23 protein-coding genes are annotated in these 18,814 nt (G+C 33.2%); 9 read left to right on the forward strand and 14 right to left on the reverse strand.

The genetic code is table 11. From position 1 onward, the window contains the following. Positions 1 to 128: 128 nt before the first annotated feature. The 5 genes from OCL94_RS09525 to gmk form a co-directional block, all read right to left on the reverse strand. Complete coding sequence (locus tag OCL94_RS09525) at positions 129 to 272, reverse strand: hypothetical protein (protein WP_262996689.1); 144 nt, start codon at positions 270 to 272, stop codon at positions 129 to 131. Positions 273 to 502: 230 nt separating this feature from the next. Then, positions 503 to 2,881 carry a primosomal protein N' gene (priA, locus tag OCL94_RS09530; RefSeq protein WP_262996690.1) on the reverse strand — a complete coding sequence of 793 codons (2,379 nt, stop codon included), beginning with the start codon at positions 2,879 to 2,881 and terminating at the stop codon, positions 503 to 505. Beyond that, positions 2,878 to 4,071, reverse strand: coding sequence for a bifunctional phosphopantothenoylcysteine decarboxylase/phosphopantothenate--cysteine ligase CoaBC (gene coaBC, locus OCL94_RS09535; RefSeq protein ID WP_262996691.1), 1,194 nt, complete (start codon positions 4,069 to 4,071; stop codon positions 2,878 to 2,880). The genes priA and coaBC overlap by 4 nt, the downstream gene beginning before the upstream one ends. A gap of 67 nt (positions 4,072 to 4,138) precedes the next feature. Further along, positions 4,139 to 4,345, reverse strand: a complete 207-nt coding sequence (gene rpoZ / locus OCL94_RS09540; protein ID WP_262996692.1) for a DNA-directed RNA polymerase subunit omega — start codon at positions 4,343 to 4,345, stop codon at positions 4,139 to 4,141. Continuing rightward, the gene (gene gmk, locus OCL94_RS09545; RefSeq protein WP_262996693.1) at positions 4,346 to 4,966 is read right to left on the reverse strand and encodes a guanylate kinase; all 621 of its coding nucleotides are present in this window, start codon (positions 4,964 to 4,966) and stop codon (positions 4,346 to 4,348) included. It lies immediately after the preceding gene. 169 nt (positions 4,967 to 5,135) lie between these two features. Between gmk and OCL94_RS09550 the strand changes: the two genes are divergently transcribed. Then, the gene (locus tag OCL94_RS09550; protein WP_262996694.1) at positions 5,136 to 6,815 is read left to right on the forward strand and encodes an Rqc2 family fibronectin-binding protein; all 1,680 of its coding nucleotides are present in this window, start codon (positions 5,136 to 5,138) and stop codon (positions 6,813 to 6,815) included. A 724-nt stretch (positions 6,816 to 7,539) separates the two neighbouring features. Further along, complete coding sequence (locus OCL94_RS09555; RefSeq protein ID WP_262996695.1) at positions 7,540 to 8,250, forward strand: transglycosylase SLT domain-containing protein; 711 nt, start codon at positions 7,540 to 7,542, stop codon at positions 8,248 to 8,250. 111 nt (positions 8,251 to 8,361) lie between these two features. Here OCL94_RS09555 and lepB read toward each other — a convergent pair whose 3' ends face one another. Continuing rightward, a complete protein-coding gene (lepB, locus tag OCL94_RS09560; protein ID WP_262996696.1) occupies positions 8,362 to 8,949 on the reverse strand; it encodes a signal peptidase I in 588 nt (195 codons plus the stop codon). A 177-nt stretch (positions 8,950 to 9,126) separates the two neighbouring features. Here lepB and OCL94_RS09565 point away from each other — a divergent pair, with 177 nt between their 5' ends. Both OCL94_RS09565 and OCL94_RS09570 read left to right on the forward strand, forming a co-directional pair. Then, positions 9,127 to 9,330 (forward strand): helix-turn-helix transcriptional regulator, encoded by a 204-nt coding sequence (locus OCL94_RS09565; RefSeq protein ID WP_138072374.1) that lies wholly within the window; start codon positions 9,127 to 9,129, stop codon positions 9,328 to 9,330. Next, the gene (locus tag OCL94_RS09570) at positions 9,327 to 10,067 is read left to right on the forward strand and encodes a DUF3169 family protein (protein ID WP_262996697.1); all 741 of its coding nucleotides are present in this window, start codon (positions 9,327 to 9,329) and stop codon (positions 10,065 to 10,067) included. Before OCL94_RS09565 ends, OCL94_RS09570 begins: the two co-directional genes overlap by 4 nt. 142 nt (positions 10,068 to 10,209) lie before the next feature. Here OCL94_RS09570 and OCL94_RS09575 read toward each other — a convergent pair whose 3' ends face one another. From OCL94_RS09575 to OCL94_RS09585, 3 genes are all read right to left on the reverse strand, one after another. After that, positions 10,210 to 10,614, reverse strand: coding sequence for a hypothetical protein (locus tag OCL94_RS09575; protein ID WP_262996698.1), 405 nt, complete (start codon positions 10,612 to 10,614; stop codon positions 10,210 to 10,212). A gap of 84 nt (positions 10,615 to 10,698) precedes the next feature. Further along, complete coding sequence (locus tag OCL94_RS09580; RefSeq protein ID WP_262996699.1) at positions 10,699 to 11,103, reverse strand: GNAT family N-acetyltransferase; 405 nt, start codon at positions 11,101 to 11,103, stop codon at positions 10,699 to 10,701. A 60-nt stretch (positions 11,104 to 11,163) separates the two neighbouring features. After that, entirely contained in the window at positions 11,164 to 11,649 is a 486-nt protein-coding gene (locus tag OCL94_RS09585; RefSeq protein WP_262996700.1) for a GNAT family N-acetyltransferase, read from the reverse strand. Positions 11,650 to 11,778: 129 nt separating this feature from the next. Here OCL94_RS09585 and OCL94_RS09590 point away from each other — a divergent pair, with 129 nt between their 5' ends. Continuing rightward, a complete protein-coding gene (locus OCL94_RS09590; RefSeq protein WP_262996701.1) occupies positions 11,779 to 11,976 on the forward strand; it encodes a DUF6366 family protein in 198 nt (65 codons plus the stop codon). Between the two features lie 6 nt (positions 11,977 to 11,982). Here the strand turns inward: OCL94_RS09590 and OCL94_RS09595 are convergent, their stop codons facing one another. Genes OCL94_RS09595 through OCL94_RS09605 form a run of 3 tightly spaced genes read right to left on the reverse strand, consistent with a single transcriptional unit; the run spans position 11,983 to position 14,709 of the window. Then, the gene (locus tag OCL94_RS09595; protein ID WP_262996702.1) at positions 11,983 to 12,789 is read right to left on the reverse strand and encodes a hypothetical protein; all 807 of its coding nucleotides are present in this window, start codon (positions 12,787 to 12,789) and stop codon (positions 11,983 to 11,985) included. Positions 12,790 to 12,791: 2 nt separating this feature from the next. Then, a complete protein-coding gene (locus OCL94_RS09600) occupies positions 12,792 to 13,304 on the reverse strand; it encodes a GNAT family N-acetyltransferase (RefSeq protein WP_262996703.1) in 513 nt (170 codons plus the stop codon). Between the two features lie 10 nt (positions 13,305 to 13,314). Continuing rightward, positions 13,315 to 14,709, reverse strand: a complete 1,395-nt coding sequence (locus OCL94_RS09605; protein WP_262996704.1) for an aminotransferase-like domain-containing protein — start codon at positions 14,707 to 14,709, stop codon at positions 13,315 to 13,317. A gap of 123 nt (positions 14,710 to 14,832) precedes the next feature. On the opposite strand from OCL94_RS09605, the gene OCL94_RS09610 reads away from it, so the two are divergent. The 4 genes from OCL94_RS09610 to OCL94_RS09625 all read left to right on the forward strand — a co-directional run bounded on the left by OCL94_RS09610 (position 14,833) and on the right by OCL94_RS09625 (position 17,320). Further along, positions 14,833 to 15,447, forward strand: coding sequence for a LysE/ArgO family amino acid transporter (locus OCL94_RS09610; protein ID WP_262996705.1), 615 nt, complete (start codon positions 14,833 to 14,835; stop codon positions 15,445 to 15,447). Between the two features lie 49 nt (positions 15,448 to 15,496). Beyond that, complete coding sequence (locus tag OCL94_RS09615) at positions 15,497 to 15,760, forward strand: hypothetical protein (protein ID WP_262996706.1); 264 nt, start codon at positions 15,497 to 15,499, stop codon at positions 15,758 to 15,760. A 6-nt stretch (positions 15,761 to 15,766) separates the two neighbouring features. Then, complete coding sequence (locus OCL94_RS09620; protein WP_262996707.1) at positions 15,767 to 16,057, forward strand: DUF3784 domain-containing protein; 291 nt, start codon at positions 15,767 to 15,769, stop codon at positions 16,055 to 16,057. Between the two features lie 75 nt (positions 16,058 to 16,132). After that, positions 16,133 to 17,320 carry an MFS transporter gene (locus tag OCL94_RS09625; RefSeq protein WP_262996708.1) on the forward strand — a complete coding sequence of 396 codons (1,188 nt, stop codon included), beginning with the start codon at positions 16,133 to 16,135 and terminating at the stop codon, positions 17,318 to 17,320. Positions 17,321 to 17,330: 10 nt separating this feature from the next. Here the strand turns inward: OCL94_RS09625 and OCL94_RS09630 are convergent, their stop codons facing one another. Both OCL94_RS09630 and OCL94_RS09635 read right to left on the reverse strand, forming a co-directional pair. Further along, a complete protein-coding gene (locus tag OCL94_RS09630; protein WP_262996709.1) occupies positions 17,331 to 18,125 on the reverse strand; it encodes a DUF2785 domain-containing protein in 795 nt (264 codons plus the stop codon). A 2-nt stretch (positions 18,126 to 18,127) separates the two neighbouring features. Further along, entirely contained in the window at positions 18,128 to 18,709 is a 582-nt protein-coding gene (locus OCL94_RS09635; RefSeq protein ID WP_262996710.1) for an NUDIX hydrolase, read from the reverse strand. Positions 18,710 to 18,814 lie beyond the last annotated feature (105 nt).

Consider the following 18,814-nt stretch of genomic DNA (forward strand, 5'->3'; position numbering starts at 1 on the left):
ACCTCTTGTACTTTTTCAATCAGAAAGTAAAATATAACCGTAAGGAATTTTAGGTTTTCCCATCCATCACTCCTCGCTTCCTAGTCAAAAAACACTCTTTTCTGTTATTATGAAATGAGAATGATTAATTAATCGTTCTTCCACGCTGGTAATACGTCGCTTTGGTCGGTTGTCGTATTATCAGCATTTTCTTTCTTTAGTTCATCAAAAATACGCTCTATATCTTTTTCAATATCTGATGCAACTGTTGAGGTAATATAAACATCACGCATGTTCTCAATAATCCAACTCTATACACATGTAACTGATCAGATGACTAAGGACTTAATCAATAAACTAAATGAGCATGAAAAAAAGGTGATATGACATTAAATCATACCACCTTATTTTTATGAATTTTTATCAAAAGTCCTATAAGTTGTCGTTTTTCTGTCGTTTTTTATACCTATCACAAGATATTAACACCTATAAACACTATTATTAAGCCACTTTTCACTTATTACTACATCATCATATAAGGATTTATATCTATATGCAGCGTAAACTTATCCTTCACAAACTGCTCATGATAATAATCATCTAAATAATTTAATGCCTTAAGCAGCTCTGGTTCTGATTTAAACTTGATTATAATCTGGAAGCGGTGTTGATTATTGATCCGCGCTATCGGACTTGGAGCGGGTCCTAACACGTAACTCCCAGGCGTTAAATGTTGCAATAGTATTTGATGAATATGTTTACTTTCTAATAATACTTTCCTCAAATCCTGATGACTGAAATTTAAATACAACATATAAAAATACGGCGGATACTTCCCAAGTCTTCTATAATTCATTTCCTCTTTATAGAATCCTTTATAATTATGCTCCATTGCATATTGCACAGCATAATGTTCTGGATTGTATGTCTGAATGACCACTTCCCCGCGTTTCGTACTACGCCCGGCACGTCCTGATACTTGTGTAAGTAACTGGAATGTCTTCTCGCTCGCCCTGAAATCCGGTAAGTTCAGCATCGTATCCGCATTTAATACCCCAACTAACGTAATATCCGGAAAGTCTAATCCTTTCGCAATCATTTGCGTGCCAAGTAATATATTCGCTTCTTTTCGTTTAAATTGCTCAAGTAACTTTTCATGCGAACCCTTTTTTCGGGTTGTATCGTTATCCATACGAATCACTTTCGCATCACGGAATGTCTCATAAATAATTTCTTCAACTTTCTGTGTCCCGATACCCATCTCACGAATGTGTTCACTGCCACAGCTTGGACAGACATTCACGGGTGGTTCTGTATGTCCACAATAATGACATTTCAGTTCATCCGTAAATTTATGATACGTCAAACTAATATCACAATTCGGACACATTGGCACATGTCCACAATCACGACATAAAATAAATTGTGCGTGTCCTCGTCGATTTAAGAACAGTACCACCTGCTCATCTTTATCAATCTTCTCCTGAATCTTCTCACGTAATATTTCAGAGAACATCGAACGATTGCCATTCGCCAGTTCATCGCGCATATTTGCAATATGCATCTCAGGCATCGCCTGCTGGTTCGCTCGCGTTAACATTTCAAGTTTCGTATAAACACCTTTTTCTGCGCGTGCATATGTTTCAAGTGATGGTGTCGCACTACCTAATACGAGCGGACATTGGTGATACTTCGCACGCCATTCTGCAATTTCTCTCGCATGATATCTCGGATAATCTTCTTGTTTATATGTTGTTTCATGTTCTTCATCGATGATGATGATGCCCACATTTTTAAATGGTGCGAAAATACTACTTCGTGCACCAACAGATACGCTTGCAGTTTGATTTTTAATCTTACGCCATTCATCATAACGTTCGCCACTTGATAATCCCGAATGCAGCACAGCCACTTCCTCACCAAACCGCGATTTAAAGCGGTCTACCATCTGAGGTGTTAACGCAATCTCCGGTACAAGTACAATCGCTTGCTGATTGTTATCCAGCACTTCACTAATCAGCTGTAAATAGACTTCTGTCTTTCCTGAACCAGTCACACCGTGCAGTAAAAACGTTTCTGACTGTTTATTTTGATACGCTGTATGTATCGCATCAAAAGCAGCCTGCTGTTCATCCAGTAATACTTTCTTCGTATCTTCAAAAAACACTTTATGCGCAAACGGATCACGCGTCTGTTCAAGTTCAACTTTTTCAAATACACCATTTTTAATAAGCGTATTGCACACACCTTTAGAAATACCACGCGCTTCTAGCTCCACGAACGTTAGTCCATCGCGGTTTGTTAGTACTTCTTCACATGCTGCCAGTTGTTTATCATTTTTCGCTAATGCTTCATAATCAACATTGTCCTTTAGCTTAACACCGAGTAATTTCCTTACTTTATGTTGCTGCGTCACTTCAATGTCTTCAATAATAATGCCGGATTGAATATATGGTGCTAGTAATGGCATGATTTCTAATTGTTGCGCTTTTTCCAGATACAATTTATCTCCATTAAAATAGCATAACAAATCATCATGTATTTCCGTATCATCTGTCATACGCAGTACTTTCCTATACTTTCCTTTAAGTGCTGCAGGTAACATCGCATCCAGTACTGCAATGCGTTTTGATACGTGTGAATAACTCATCCATTCGCTTAATGCAACCAATTCCTGCGTTAATTCAGGAACATAATCCTGCACACCGATTATCGGTTTCAACTTGTCATATTCAGTCGTCTCACTTAATGCAATGACATATCCTTGTACTTTTCTCGGTCCAAATGGAACGACGACACGCATACCCGGAACGATTTGACCATCAAGATGATCCGGAATTAAATAATCAAACAATCGATCTACACGTTTACTATTGACATCTACAATAACTTTTGCGATCAATTAAATCCCTTCTTTATTACTTGTGTTAATATTTCATGCGATACACCTAACTTCGGTTGCTTTTCAATCACCACTTCACTACCATCTTTAAAATACATCGTCACTGCATTACTATCAGATTTAAAGCCAATCGTCTTATCTCCAACATTATTCGCAATAATAACGTCGGCATTTTTCTTCACGAGTTTCCCGCGTGCATACATTTCAACTTGTTCGGTTTCAGCTGCAAAGCCAATGACATATTGATGTGTTTTATGCATTCCGATATACATTAATATATCTTGTGTACGTTTTAATTGAAGTGTTAAATCGCCCTCTTTTTTCTTCATCTTCTGTTCATATACTTCAACCGGCGTATAATCCGCAACTGCTGCTGCTTTAATGATAATATCCGCTTGTTCCATATGATTTTTTACTGCATTGAACATATCCTCTGCACTTTCGATTTTAATGTGCTTTACGCCTTGAGGGACTTCCAGTGGTAAATCCGTCGAAACTAACGTAACGTTTGCACCACGGACACTTGCCGCTTCTGCTAAACTGTAGCCCATTTTTCCTGAAGAGCGATTTGTTAAATAACGTACTGGATCAATCTTTTCAATCGTTGGTCCTGCCGTAATCAATACGTTCTTACCAACTAAATCTTGTTCGATTTGTTTCACTTGTTTGTTATTCGTCACAATCTCCATAATGTCAACCGGCTCACTCATGCGTCCTTTCGCAATATAGCCACATGCTAAAAAGCCGGCTCCTGGTTCAATGATTTGAACGCCTCTATTATGTAATGTTGTTAAGTTCTCAATCACTGCCGGATGATCATACATTTTTGAATTCATCGCTGGCGCAATATAAACCGGCCCCGTAAATGCAAGATACGTCGCTGTTAACATGTTATCACTAATACCATGCGCAAGCTTTCCGATCGTTGATGCAGTAATCGGCGCAATCACCATACAATCTGCCCAGTCAGTTAAACTAATATGCTGAATTTCAGCTGGATTGTGTTCTTTAAATATATCTGTATAGACCGGATTTCTGCTTAACGCCTGAAAAGCAAGCGGTGTAACAAACTCAAGCGCGCTTTCTGTCATAATAACTCGCACCTCATGCCCCGCCTGCGTCAACTTACTCGTCAAATCTATCGCTTTATATGCTGCAATGCCACCAGTGACACCTAATATAATTTTCATATTATCCTCCTAGAAAAAAAACTGACAAAAATGAATTTGTCAGTCTTAATTTAATACTACATATTGTTTAGTTCGGTTGCTCATTTGTAATTCTAATTTTGTGTGCAGCGATTTCTTCTAAAGAACGGCCAACAGGTTTATAAGAAATATAATCATCCAGTAAAGCACCTTCAGGGTTATCTTGTAATTCACGTGCACGTTTCGCTGCAAGTGTCACGATTAAATATTTAGAATTCACATTCTTTTTTAATTGATCTAACGGTGGGTTTAACATTTATTTTGCCTCCAGTATCATTTTTCTAAAACGCGCTTCAATGCGTTCACGCTTTAAGTGTTCTGCTTCTACAATGGTTTGTACTTTCTCTTTGGCCATCATTACTTCATCATTTATAACCACATAATCGTATAAATTCATCATTTCAACTTCTTTACGCGCTTCATTAATACGGTTTTGAATCACTTCTTGTGTTTCAGTACCACGACCAATTAAGCGTTGTTCTAAATGTTCTAAAGTTGGTGGTGCTAAGAAAATAAACAATGCTTCAGGAAATTTCTTACGTACTTGACGCGCACCTTGTACTTCTATTTCTAAAAATACATCTTTACCGGCATCCATTGTATCCCTTACATATTGTACAGGTGTTCCGTAATAATTACCAACATATTCTGCATATTCAATAAAAGCATCTGCTTTAATCAATGCTTCAAATTCTTCTCTCGTCTTAAAGAAGTAATCTACTCCATCAACTTCTCCTTCACGCTTTTGACGTGTAGTCATTGAAATCGAATACTGGAAATCCGTTTCCGGGTCATCAAATATTGCTTTACGCACTGTCCCTTTACCTACACCAGATGGACCTGATAATACGATTAATAATCCTTTTTCCTTCTCCATAATAACGACCTTTCATCTAAAAGTAATTATATTTAAATTTATCATAAATTCATCGAAAAATACATGATAATATTACCCTATTCATTATTTAATCGATAAATCATGCTGTTATATAGGATGAAACACTATTTCATGGTACACTTATAGGACGAATAAACGAGGTGATAGTATGGCTTTTGATGGCTTATTTACACATCAAATGATAAAGGAATTGTCATTTTTAGAAACTGCAAGAATTAATAAAATAACACAACCCGATCAGTATACGGTCGTGATGGTCATTCGTGCCAATAGAAAGAACAATAAATTATTACTGTCGGCGCATCCAAACTTTGCGCGCTTTCATATAACGGAACAGACCTTAGATAATCCGTTTGAACCGCCTATGTTCTTACGTGTATTACGTAAACATATTGAAGGTGGTATCATTCAATCCATTCAACAAATGGGAAACGACCGTATTATTGAAATCATTATTAATAATACGAATGAAATTGGTGACCGAATCATCCGCCATTTATATGTCGAAATTATGGGGAAACATAGTAACATCATCTTAACAGATGAACATAAGAAAATATTAGATAGTTTAAAGCATTTAACCCCTAATACAAATAGTGCTCGTACTTTAATGCCAGGATTTACGTACGAATTTCCTCCGACATTAAAAAAATACAACCCGTACGAGCTAACGACCATTAGTGCGTTACTCGATCCATCGCTCACACATAAGAAAGCAATACTCAATGTACTCGAAGGATTTAGTCCTGTTGCGGTAAATGAAGTACTTTCGCTAGGCAATGACATTGACGCTTCGTTTAAAGCATTTATGGATGATCAGTCCGTTCGTCCAGTCGCTTTTACATTAAATGATAAAGAAGACTTCTACTATAAACCTGTTACACACGCATCGCATATCGCTTCATTTACGACTTTGAGTCAGTTGCTTGATACGTTCTATAAAGATCGCGCGACGCGTGAACGTGTGCGCAATCAAACGAATGATTTAGCGCGTCATTTATCGAGTTTATTATCTAAAAATGAAAAGAAACTTGCGAAGCTCGTTAATGAATTAGAAGAAACGCAGCAAATGGATGAGATGAATTTGTTTGGTGAACTGATAACGAGTAATATGTATATGTTAAAACAAGGGATGGAACAGTTAGAAACGATTAACTATTATAATAATGAAATGGTGACGATACCGCTCAATCCGAGAAAGTCCCCTGCTGAGAATGCGCAACATTACTATAAACAGTACAATCGATTAAAAACACGTAAACAACATGCAATTGTTCAAATTGAAGAAACTAAAGCCGAAATCGAATATATTCAGACGATACAAATGCAGTTGAATCATATTGAACTGGAAGATATCGATGATATTCGTAATGAACTGGCCGAACAGAACTTAATTAAGAAGAAACATAAAAAGAATGATAAGAAACAAAAGAAAACGCAGGATATCGATCATTATGTATCACGTGATCAACAAGTGATGGTCGTGGGGCGTAATAATTTACAGAATGAATATATTACACATAAGATGGGACGAAACAATTATTTATGGTTCCATACGAAAGATATTCCAGGCAGTCACGTAGTCATACTGGATAGTAATCCAACAGATGGTACCATTGAAGATGCAGCGATGCTTGCCGCTCACTTCTCAAAAGCACAAGGATCAAGTAAAGTCCCTGTCGATTACACAGAAATACGTTATGTATATAAACCAAATGGTTCTAAACCAGGATTTGTGACGTATACTGATCAAACGACTGTGATTGTTACACCAGAAGCACACTATATTGAATCCATGACAAAGAATGATTCATCTAAAAACGCTTGAGTATTATGCTCAAGTGTTTTTATTTATTCGCCATTATAATAGAAGAAACTCAAAATATTCATTTGAATGATATATCAGTTTATCTCAACTTATCAATAAAATCACTTCAATTTTTCAGTAAATCAACAACTAAATTGAGTAACATACTAGAAATACAACCCTATTTCGCATTTAAATTTTCAGTTATATTACAAAAATACGGCGCTTTGTAACATTTCATCTCATTAACGTAACAGTGTATTTTCATACCAACCATTTTATATATGCACAATTTATCCCAATTCATTCACAACAAATTTTAAATGTGTCTAAAATGTGACAAAGTAAACTACTAGCATATTTTCAAATTAGCAAAAAGTCAATAATATCAGTACTTCTATATACTTTGCCCGCATTTACACACACTATTAATAATTCTACTTTTTGTAAATAAATCTCCCTCATTCGTTTTTCTTTTTCGCTTATCTTTTGAAATTTCATAAATTCTGTGGTCTAATTTGAACCGTTACAAATTATTTTGTAACGCAAAGTTTGTTACAAAATCGCATGTTTGTTGTAATGATTTGTTATTTCTCTGTAACTTACAAGCAAAAAAAATGTGCTATATTAGTAACTGTCGAAAGCAACAAACATTAATCGACACCATAGACAATTGAAACTTTAAGATTAAGACTAAATTTATACGAAAAATAAAAAAAGAATTTTACTGGAGGATTTATATATTATGAAAAAAGCAATTTTAACATCATCATTAGCATTAGCATTAGGCGTAACTGGAGTAGCGGGTTCTAACCAAGCACAAGCTTCTGAAAATACACAAGAAGTTAAAGTAAACTTTGATCAATTAGCTGAATTAGCTAAATCAAACGATGCTTCATTAAATCAATCACCTGTTCACGCTGGTGCTTACGATTACAAATTCGTTAAAGATGGTTACACTTTCGAATTCAAATCAGACGGTATCTACTGGACTTGGGAATATAACTACACTGGTGGCGCTGACACAGTAGTAAACAAAACAGTTACACCTGCATACGTAGCACCTAAAGCAGCTGCAACAGTTCAAGCACCTGTAGCAACTCAATCATACAGTGCACCTGTAAGCAAACCAGCTGTACAACAAACTTACAAAGCACCAACAGCTCAAACTTCATACGCTAACACTGGAATTGTTTTAAGCAATGGGAACACTGCTGGAGCAACTGGTAGCTATGCAGCTCAAGAAATGGCTCGTCGTACTGGTGTATCAGCTCAAGTATGGGCTCGTATCATTGCACGTGAATCAAACGGTCAAGTAAATGCTTACAATCCATCAGGCGCTAGAGGTTTATTCCAAACTATGCCAGGTTGGGGTTCAACTGCAACTGTAGGTGATCAATTAGATTCTGCAACAAGAGCTTTCAACGCTCAAGGTTTAGCTGCTTGGGGCGAATAATATAGTATAACTTAAACAGGGAATGGATATCCATTCTCTGTTTTTATTTACATTGATATAAAGAAAGACACCTTACATTCATTGAGTAAGGTGTCTTTCTTTGATTAAACATTACTTATTCACTTTATCAAAATCTTCTTCATAAAATCCTGTGTCAAAACTACTAAATGGCCAGAAGCGTAATGCTACTTTACCGACAACGTTTTTACTTTCAATTAACCCTAATTCAGGACGTCGACTATCTAAACTAATCGCACGATTATCCCCCAGTACTAAATACTTCCCTTTAGGAATAGTGTCTTTACCATCACTATGAGACAACGTTTTCACTGAGAAATCTTCCGTTAATTTGCCGTTTGGTGCTAAAGCTTTGTTTGATTTTAAATAGTTTTCTTCGACAGCTGTACCATTGATGTATAAAGTATCATTTTTATATTCTACTTTATCCCCTGGTAAACCAACTAAACGTTTAATATAGTCTTTGTCTTTATTGGCATGAAAGACGATGACGTCTCCCCTATTTAAGCCGTTAGACCATGTAGCCATTTTATTAATGACCAATCGATCTTTATTTTCAAATGTTGGTACCATAGAATCTCCGCTGACTTGATATTGTACGAAGAAGAATGATCTCACAACTAAGACTAATGCGACTGCAATAGCGATGGATACGATCCACTCTCTTAATTCTTTATTCATTTTTTCACACTCCTTAATTCATAATACATCAGTCGATTGCATTATACAAAAAATATCTATTCAGAATGTGTGAAATAACACATAATTTTATTGCATTATTTATTTGACTAATATACTTGTCAAAAAGACAAATATAGATTACAATCAAATGCATAAGAGTAGAAAGGAGTCAATGAGGTGAAAAACAGACTGAAAGAATTACGTGCAAGAGATGGCTATAATCAAACGCAGCTGGCTAAGCTTGCACATGTCTCCAGACAAACGATCTCACTCATAGAACGCGATGACTTTATGCCGTCCATATTGACAGCTGTCCGTATCGCAAGAATATTTAATGAACCGGTAGAAAATGTGTTTATATTTGAGGAGGATGAGTTATGAAAAAGCATAATAAAATGATGAGGATGTTGATTGCGTTATTTATTGGAGCGATTGCTGGATTTGCTATCGGATTCGGTATACCTTTTTTTAATGACATGACAAACTATTTAAACAATACATTAAATATTCATATCATGCCTTATATTATTGCGTTATTATTTTTCATTGCGTTTTATTTGTATTATTTATCTACAAAACAATATAATGCAATGGAAAATAGAACATATTCATCTGAAGACGCGCAATATATTCATCAATTAAAATCTTATAATAAAGCGTCGATGAATATTGTGAATGCAACAAATATTGCAGTATTAGCCTTTGCTTTAACGATTGCAAATTTTTTATTTTTACCAACGATGCATAATATTATCATTTGCGCAGTGTTTGCTGTAGTATTTTTAGTATTTATTACGATATCTCGTATGCATAACATTAAAATACTTTCACATTATCCGAAAATTACAAATTCAGATTTTGAAATTGATTATCAAGATCGAAATATATTAAATACAATTATTGACCATATTGATGAAGGTGAAAGGCTGGTTATGTTACACGCATTATCTAAAACTTATACAATTATGATATACATGTTATCATGCTTATTAATATTATTAGCAATTTATCAAGCTGGTACAGGAGAAAATCAAGTATTCGCGATGGTTGGTGTTACTGCAGTATTGGTATATTCTACGATTGCATATTATAAGAAATCAGAAGAATTTAATCGATAATTTATATATAGAGCATCAGACACAAAACCGTGCCTGGTGCTTTAATTGATTAATAATAAACTATTTAGCGGAATTTATCGTACTTTAGCCGAGATTCCACCAAATATACAGTGATTTATCTGTTTCACCATATTTACCTCCATTATTTATTGCTGAATAGACCGTTGTTTCTTATATTATGAATGACTTTCATAACGAAGTAAGAAATGGCATGGACAAACAAAAATACAATTGATGATAATAATATATATATATTAACACCAAGTGGCATTAACGTATAACTATTATTTCTAGCTTCAATCGTAACCGGAGCAATATAACTCACACCTAAACTTACTATATAACTTACAATAACCCCTAAAATTATTACACCGAAATTCAACTTCTTTTTAAAAACTATCATATTCATCATTACAACAAAAATTATAATAGGAATAAATACAATCCTATCTCCTCTTACAATCTCTGCCCACGCATCAAAGAATGCGAATGGGATTAAATACAACAACATAAACTTATAATCTTTAATTTCTATTCCATTATTCATAATCATCTTCCTTTCATCATCACACTTTCAATTTACCACCAAAATAATAATATTTGTTAATATTCCATTAAATTTAAGGTAAATTTAAGGTAAAAAAATACATTGATATCGAATAACACCAGGATATTTTTCTCCTAATGTAATTATTTTAAACCCTTGTTTTCTGTAAAAGTTAACTGCTTCATCATCCGTTTCTGCAATAATTTTTTTAAAGTCTCTTTTGATATAATCTATTAACTGTTTACCATAACCTTCTTTTTGACATTTCATATCAACAGCAATACTCGTTATTTTGCATATTCCATCTTTTTCTCGAATAGTAATAACTCCAAGAAATTTATTATTTTTTTCAATTGTATAACAAACCTCATTGTTATTTTGAATAGCATTTATCAGCGCAATATTAGCTTTACTTGGATTTATGGCTAAGGCTATCAAATCAATTAGCTGCTGATTAACCAACGTAATATCATTAATTTCTCTTATCATGAAACACCTCATTACATTCTATTATAATAAGCATACAAAAAAAGACACCTTTCGGCATCTTTAAATATCTTTATAAAAAAATCGATTGTCTACTGTTACTAAAGGGAAGTCACTCGGTAATTCTTCTTTCGGAATCAAATGGAAACCATTCTTTCTATAGAAATGCTGCGCCGCTTCAAATTTATCAATCGTTCCAAGATAAATCGATTTAATACCATCGTCATGTGCATGTTTTATGACATGATCAAGCATTTTCTTCCCAATCTTCATGTTTCGTGTATTTTGATCAACATATACTCTCTTCAAAGCACTGTTGTTATCTTTCAATCTTACTAAAGCAATTGTGCCAACAACCTTACCTTCATATAAAGCTAACCAAAACTGACCTCCTGTATTAATATAGGTGCCCATAATGTTCTTTAAATCTGGCTGATTATTGTAGGTTACGTTATCAATATCAAATTCATGTAACTTAATATTGATGATAAACTCGTTCACCTCTTGCTTATAGTCATCTGTGTACTGAATAATTTCGATATCTTTCATATGCGCCTCCTCTAAGTTAGTTGAAATATCTTAAAGTAAATAACTACCCGCAAAAATGAAAAATAAACAACGTTTCCTTTGTCTGACAATTCAGTTATAATAAATGAAAATAATGATAGAGGTGATTTCATGAATAAATCTCCAGAAGAACAAAGAGATGCATTGCGTAATGATGAATTGAAAAATAATGCAATCGGTAACTTAAAAGATCATTCACAGTATTCTCAAACTGGAAACTTAGCTAGTTCAATGAGCACTAAAGCCATTGGATTATTAATACTTGCTTTAATCATATTTGGTTTTATCGGATGGTTAGTAGTTAATTAACAATAACTACACCCCTCCGATAATTAAGGTCGTCATATTATACGTTTTCAATAGGGCTTCGAATTCTTTTACGATAGATTCATATTGTTTATCATATTGCTCATTTCGAATATCTCTTAATATATTCGAAATGTGGCTTTTGTCTAAAAATGTTTCGCCATATATAGAATAATTATTATGATGTTTACTTATTAAATCATCTATTAATGCAAAGTCTTCCTCATATATTTCTACATGCTCTATGACAGCATCATTTGCTTTCATAATAATATCAATCACTGGGCCTCTTGATTCAGTGTATTTGTCTTTAAAATACTTACGACTTTTATGTTCTGATATTGTAATTAAAAACTTACGTTCATGTTGATTTTCACAGAATCGATTGACAGCTTCAATTAATTTATCACCTATTACAAAAATAGAATGCCCAAACCACGGTATCCAAATCATGTGATTGTCGTCGATATAATACAATACATCATCACTATTTGGGTAAGATGGAAGGTCAATATATAAATCTGGAGCATACTGAACTTCAAAACTTTCAGTATGATAACATAACGTATATAATTTATGATTAGGAAATGAATCCATAATATTTTTTACAAAGTAAAAATTATAGACATCTAATGCTTCTTCTTCTCCTTGATTATAGTAATCATCGTTATTATTAAATATTACATCATAGCGTTTATTTGCTATACGGTTGATTTGATGAATACCCAAATATTTTATTCCGTAAGGTGAAACTTTTTTCAGGAATCGAGTAAATATTTGATGCGCTAAATCATCATCCAGTTCTATATGTTTCATTTTTATCCCCTATATTCTTGTTTTAAAATGCTATACATATAACTATCCCTATAATTGCCACGTATAATTTTATCTTGGCGCATTAAACCTTCTCTTTGTAATCCGCATTTTTCTAATACACGTATTGATCCATTATTACGAACATCTGTAACCGCATAAATACGATTAAGCGAAAGGTCATCAAATCCATACCGAATTAAATCTTTAGCCGCATGCGTAGCAATGCCTTTGCCCCAGTAATCCGGATGTATCATATAGCCTATCTCACCTTTGTGATGTTTTTGATTCAAAGTAATCCTGCAAACCCCGATTAATTTTTGTGTATCCTTATCTTCAATCACGCGATAGTGCATTTTCTTCTGTTCACATAATGAAATCATTTGATTGATATATTGCTCTGTATCCTCTAAAGTTTCAATAACCCATGACTGGTAACGTGATGTTTCATCTTTCGTCAATAAATCATAAATTGCTTCAATATCATCTAATTCTAATTGCCTGTAATGTATATCCATATTTACTCCTTTAAGTTGTTATTTTATTAATAATATCTCGTATTTGTCGCAATGATGTTTCAATTAACTCTGAATCAATATAAGCATACGATAATCGTATAGATGATTTTTGTTTTTCATCATAAATTTCACCAGGATGAATTAATAATTTATTTTTAACACACGTTTCAAACAAATCTCGCATATCTATTTTCTTCTTAAATTTTAACCATATATAAAATGAACCCTCGGGTTTATTCCAAGTCGCAATATCTGAAAAATATTTATCTAATGCTTCTAGCATTATGTTACTTCTTACTTTAAGCTTCTCAGTTAATTGCTTTATATGATCATCATGATAATGTAATAACCAATTTGCTGCAACATACTGTGCGATTGAACTTGCACCATAATCTGACTGCATCTTTAAATCTGCCAGATGTTTCACTACATTACGATTCGCGATAACCCAACCTATCCTCAGACCAGGACTAACTGCCTTCGACAAACTTCCAATATATACCACATTATTACTTGATTGGTACGACTTCATTGGTAATGGTGGTACACCATCAAACCATAATTCACTATAAATATCATCTTCAATAATCGGTAATCCAATTAAATTACTTTCTTTAATCAGCCGTTCCATCATTTCTTGAGAGTATGTATGACCTGTTGGATTATGTAGAATTGGATTTAAGTATAAAAAACTATTTGCTTGGTTATGATGTTCTATCATCAATTTTCTTTCTAATTGATGGATGTCAATCGGAATTAATGTCGCAGCATTTGTTTTCCAAGTTTTAACTGAATTCATATAAGAAGGTGATTCTATATATATTTTTGATGAGGGCAATAAGAAACCTTCAGCGATCAACTTCAAACCTTGTAATGCGCCAGATGTGACACAAATTTCATCTATCTCACATTTAATTCCTCTTTTAATCACATGCTTTTGAATGGCTTGTCTTAACTGTATATTTCCAAGGGGTGCTTCATAATTAGATGTAAATGGAGGTTCTGATTCACCTTTCATAATATCCTGAAATTGTTTAACCGGGATTAAATCTGGAGATAACTCACCAGTCCCTAATCGTACAATTCCTTCATCAAATTCGAGTTCATTAATGCGTTTTATATAATATTGATTTTGCTTTTCTATATGTGGATGAATACGTTCCTTCCATTTTGTATGATTATGAACTAATACATTAATCGTATCACTTACGAATATCCCTTTTTTCTCGATAGTTGTTAATATACCTATCGATTTAAGTTCATTGAGTGCTTCAACTATCGTTGAACGATTAACATTGAAACGATCAGCTAAGGCACGTTGAGATGGCAATTTATCTCCAACTTCAAATAATCCATTATTGATTTCATCTATGATTGCATTGATAATTTCTTCCTTCTTATTCATCTCATCACCTCTGGTTGGTACGAAAAAATTAATCTGGTTGGTTAATTCAATATTATTCTACTTTATAATCAAAGTAAATGAACATTAATTCGATTTTTTTTGGTTGGATGGAGAGGAGTTATTATGATTCAAGCGATGTTACATGGCATCTTACTTTCAGTAGGTCTAATATTACCTTTAGGTGCTCAAAATGTATTTGTATTCAATCAAGGTGCAAATCATAAAAGTATGAAAAAAACATTTCCCGTCATTATTACCGCAGCATTATGCGATACGTTTTTAATTTTGATGGCAGTACTTGGTGTTACGTTATTTTTAAATACTTTTCCTGAATTGAAGCTGATTATTTATATTATAGGATTATTTTTCTTATTATATATGGCTTATTCAATATGGCATGAGCAACCAAATAAAAATAAAGAAGCAGAAGCAATGTCACCCAAAAAACAAATTGGCTTTGCAATGAGTGTTTCATTACTAAATCCACACGCAATTATGGATACTATAGGCGTTATCGGCACAAGTGCTTCAGCGTATTCAGGTGAATTAAAAGTTGCATTTACAGTCGCATGTATTACTGTATCCTGGTGCTGGTTTATTGGACTTGCATCCTTCGGAAAAATAGTTGGAGCTATGGATGAAGAAGGAAAGTTTATAATAATATTAAATAAGATTTCATCAATAATAATCATTGTGGTTGCTTGTATAATATTTAAGAATATCATCATTACCTTCTGATTCATACTTTATTTGTAAATGTTGTATAATAGAAGTAAGAGGTGATTCGATGAAATTTAAATGGTTAAGTATTGGCTGTACAGCGACAAGTATAATCATTATGTTATATTTAATCTTTAACGGTTATACACAACTTCCACTGGAAACTGCCAATACGCTTACAACAATTGAGTATTTATTCGGTTTATTTGGTTTCGTATTTGCTTTATATGCAAAGTCAACTAAAAAGAAATGGGTCATTTTATTTAGTTTAACGCCAATCATTATTGTACTGATACTATTACTATTCGGAATTTATTTTAAAGTGAGGTAGAGGATAGTGTTAATTATTATATTTTTATTTGCATTAGTCGGAATTTATATGTTAACAGGTCGTGGTAGCTTCTTAATTGCGGGATATAACTTTATGCCTAAAGAAGAAAAGGCAAAGTATAATGAAAAACGGTTATGCCAGTTCGTAGGATTGTTAATGTTACTTACATCAATATTCGTTGTTATTATGGAATATAACTTACTCCCGGAATATTTAACCATCAGCATTTATATAGCAACAACCCTATCTGCTGTAATTTTTATGAATGTCTCAAAGGTATTTAAAATTCGACAATAATTAACTGCCCTAACCGGCAGTTTTTTTATTTCTTATGATATAATGATTTAAAAATTTATATGAGGGAGGTTATATATGAAACGTTTCTCACCCATTATCATAACGCTGCTTGCAGCAACATTCATCACAAGGTTCAGTATGTTTATGGTGATGCCATTCTTATCGATTTATTTAATCAATACATATCACTATTCTGCATTTCAAATTGGCATTATATTATCTGTCGCTGGTGTCGTTGCAATTATCCTAAGTATGACCTCAGGGAGTATTATCGACCGCTTCAATAAACGCTATGTCATCTATTTCGGTCTCGTTATTGGTATATTAAGTTATCTTGCTTTTCCAATGATACACACATTTCCTGGCTTTATTCTTTTTTCAATTACATCAACCATAAGTAATACACTTGTTGAACCTACATATCGCGTGCTTATCGCAGAGTTTACAGCTGACGCAGATAAGAAACTGATCTTTAATATAAGATACTATTTAATCAATGTCGCAGCTGCTATCGGTCCGTATTTATCAAGTCAGATTCAATGGGTTGGAATTAATAATTTATTTTATATAGTAGTCGCTGCACTCATCATTAATCTTCTGTTATTTATTTATATCTTTAATAAGAACGATTTAAATCTAAAAACGACTCAAACAATGAATAATATTCCGTTTTTCAATATGATGTATATTTTCAAACAGGATAAGGCATTCCTATATTTGGTGATCGGAGACATATTTATCGTGTTTGGCTATACGCAAATGATGTCATCACTTAGTATATATTTAAGCAAGATTTACCCATATGCAACAGCGATTCATCATTATGCCATTCTCACACTCGTAAATTCTATTGCTGTTATTTCGCTCCAATACTTTGTGTATAAAATTGGGAAACATATTAAAACAAGTACATCCATCATTATTGGTGCGATACTATTACCGCTAGGATTGATCTTAGTTGGGATATCACCGGGTTTGCTCAATTTATGTATTGCCATGTTTATATTAACTATCGGTGAAATCTTCGTATTTACAATGTGGGATTTAAGAATAGATGAACTATCGCCAAAAGCATTGAAAGGTTCATATTATGCCCTAACCGGACTCACAGGAATCTCGCGCATCATCGCACCACTAGTTGGTGGGTTGCTCATTGACACAATATCGAACGGATTCTTAATCTGGGGATTACTTGGAGGGATAACGTATATATCGGTATTCTTCTTTCTAAAGAGTGCAAAACTAATACCTGCAAAACATTGATTTGCAGGTATTAGTTTATATACAATTTAATTGAGTTTTGTAAATTAGGGTAGTCTTCAAGCATAAAGTACAAACTTTTCTTGAAATCTTTAATATTTTTCATTTTTCTATAATATGAAATATCCTGATTACCATTTTCAGTTTTGCTAATAGATAATGTCGACAACCACTTCACTATAATTCGTTCTTCTACCTTATCATACTTTAACAGTGCAACAATAATACTACTCATTCTTTCATCTTCGTCATCAATATAAGGAACTTGATCAAATTGAAGTTTCAATAAATTATTTCTTACACCTTCTAATATAATATTCGTATAAGAATCTTCATAATATCGACTCTTTATTATTTCAATAATCGCATCTGAAGCATGTGCTATGCCGTGTGCCCATCCTTTATCAGTTACAAAACCACGTATATCATTTTCTTTGTTAAAATATTGAATGACTGATATAGTAATTTTTTTATATTGATTGACTGATAATATTTCTACTTGATTATCCCTAAATAGAATACACATTAAATATAAAATACTAAAACTTCTTTTGAATACTTCATCATTTACTACATCATCTTTAATATGTATATTTTCAATACATTCCTGGATAATTAGCTCTAGTTCTATTTCTTTAATATTTTCTTCTATCATACATTTTGCAAAAGTATTAAAGGATAATTCATCTCTGATAAAAGGATCAGTATTACCTACATTTTTTAAACATTCATTTATTACCCTTTGAATAAATTCAGGCGTGTGATTATTTTGTTTATTAAATTGTCTGATTAAAGTTTTAATTTTCATTATTATTCACCACTTAGCTTGCACGATAACATTTTAAAGTATCCTACTGAATAAGGTAGAAAATCTTTAATAGTTATCGAATTTTTATCATTAGAAAAAACATGATAACCATTTACAATTTCTTTCTGACCCCAACATAAAGCATTAAAGTCATTAATATGCACTTTTACGAGGGCTTCTACTTCTTCATCTTCAAAACTAATCTGATTAAGTTTGTCTATCAAAATATCATATCGAAATACATTAATAAATTCTTTATCTAGTTTTCCCTCATTATTAAGTATTTCCGGAATTACGCATAAAAGCTTTAAATCTTCAAATTTTAAATCAATGCCTAATTCTTCCTTTACCTCACGCACACCGTCAGCCATCGTTTCATTACTTTTAATATGACCACCTAGCGTCACATCCAGTAACCCTTTATAATCAGCAACAAATTGACTACGTTTCTGTAAAATCACATAATCATCACATACAAATATACATTGGAACGTTTCATGCCATTCTTCATTGATATGGACGTCTTCGCGTGACATTTTGCCTTTATACAAATAGTTTTCATGAAATATTTTTAAAACTTCCATCTTTCACCTCCTATTATACCTAACGCTATTTTAATATGCTCTAGATGATGATTTCCGTGCTATACATAAAGTGAAATCATTTGTTTTAAAGACACTTCACCGTTT

Origin of the sequence: Macrococcus capreoli, assembly GCF_025628935.1 — a bacterium.
Classification (GTDB): Bacteria; Bacillota; Bacilli; order Staphylococcales; family Staphylococcaceae; genus Macrococcoides; species Macrococcoides capreoli.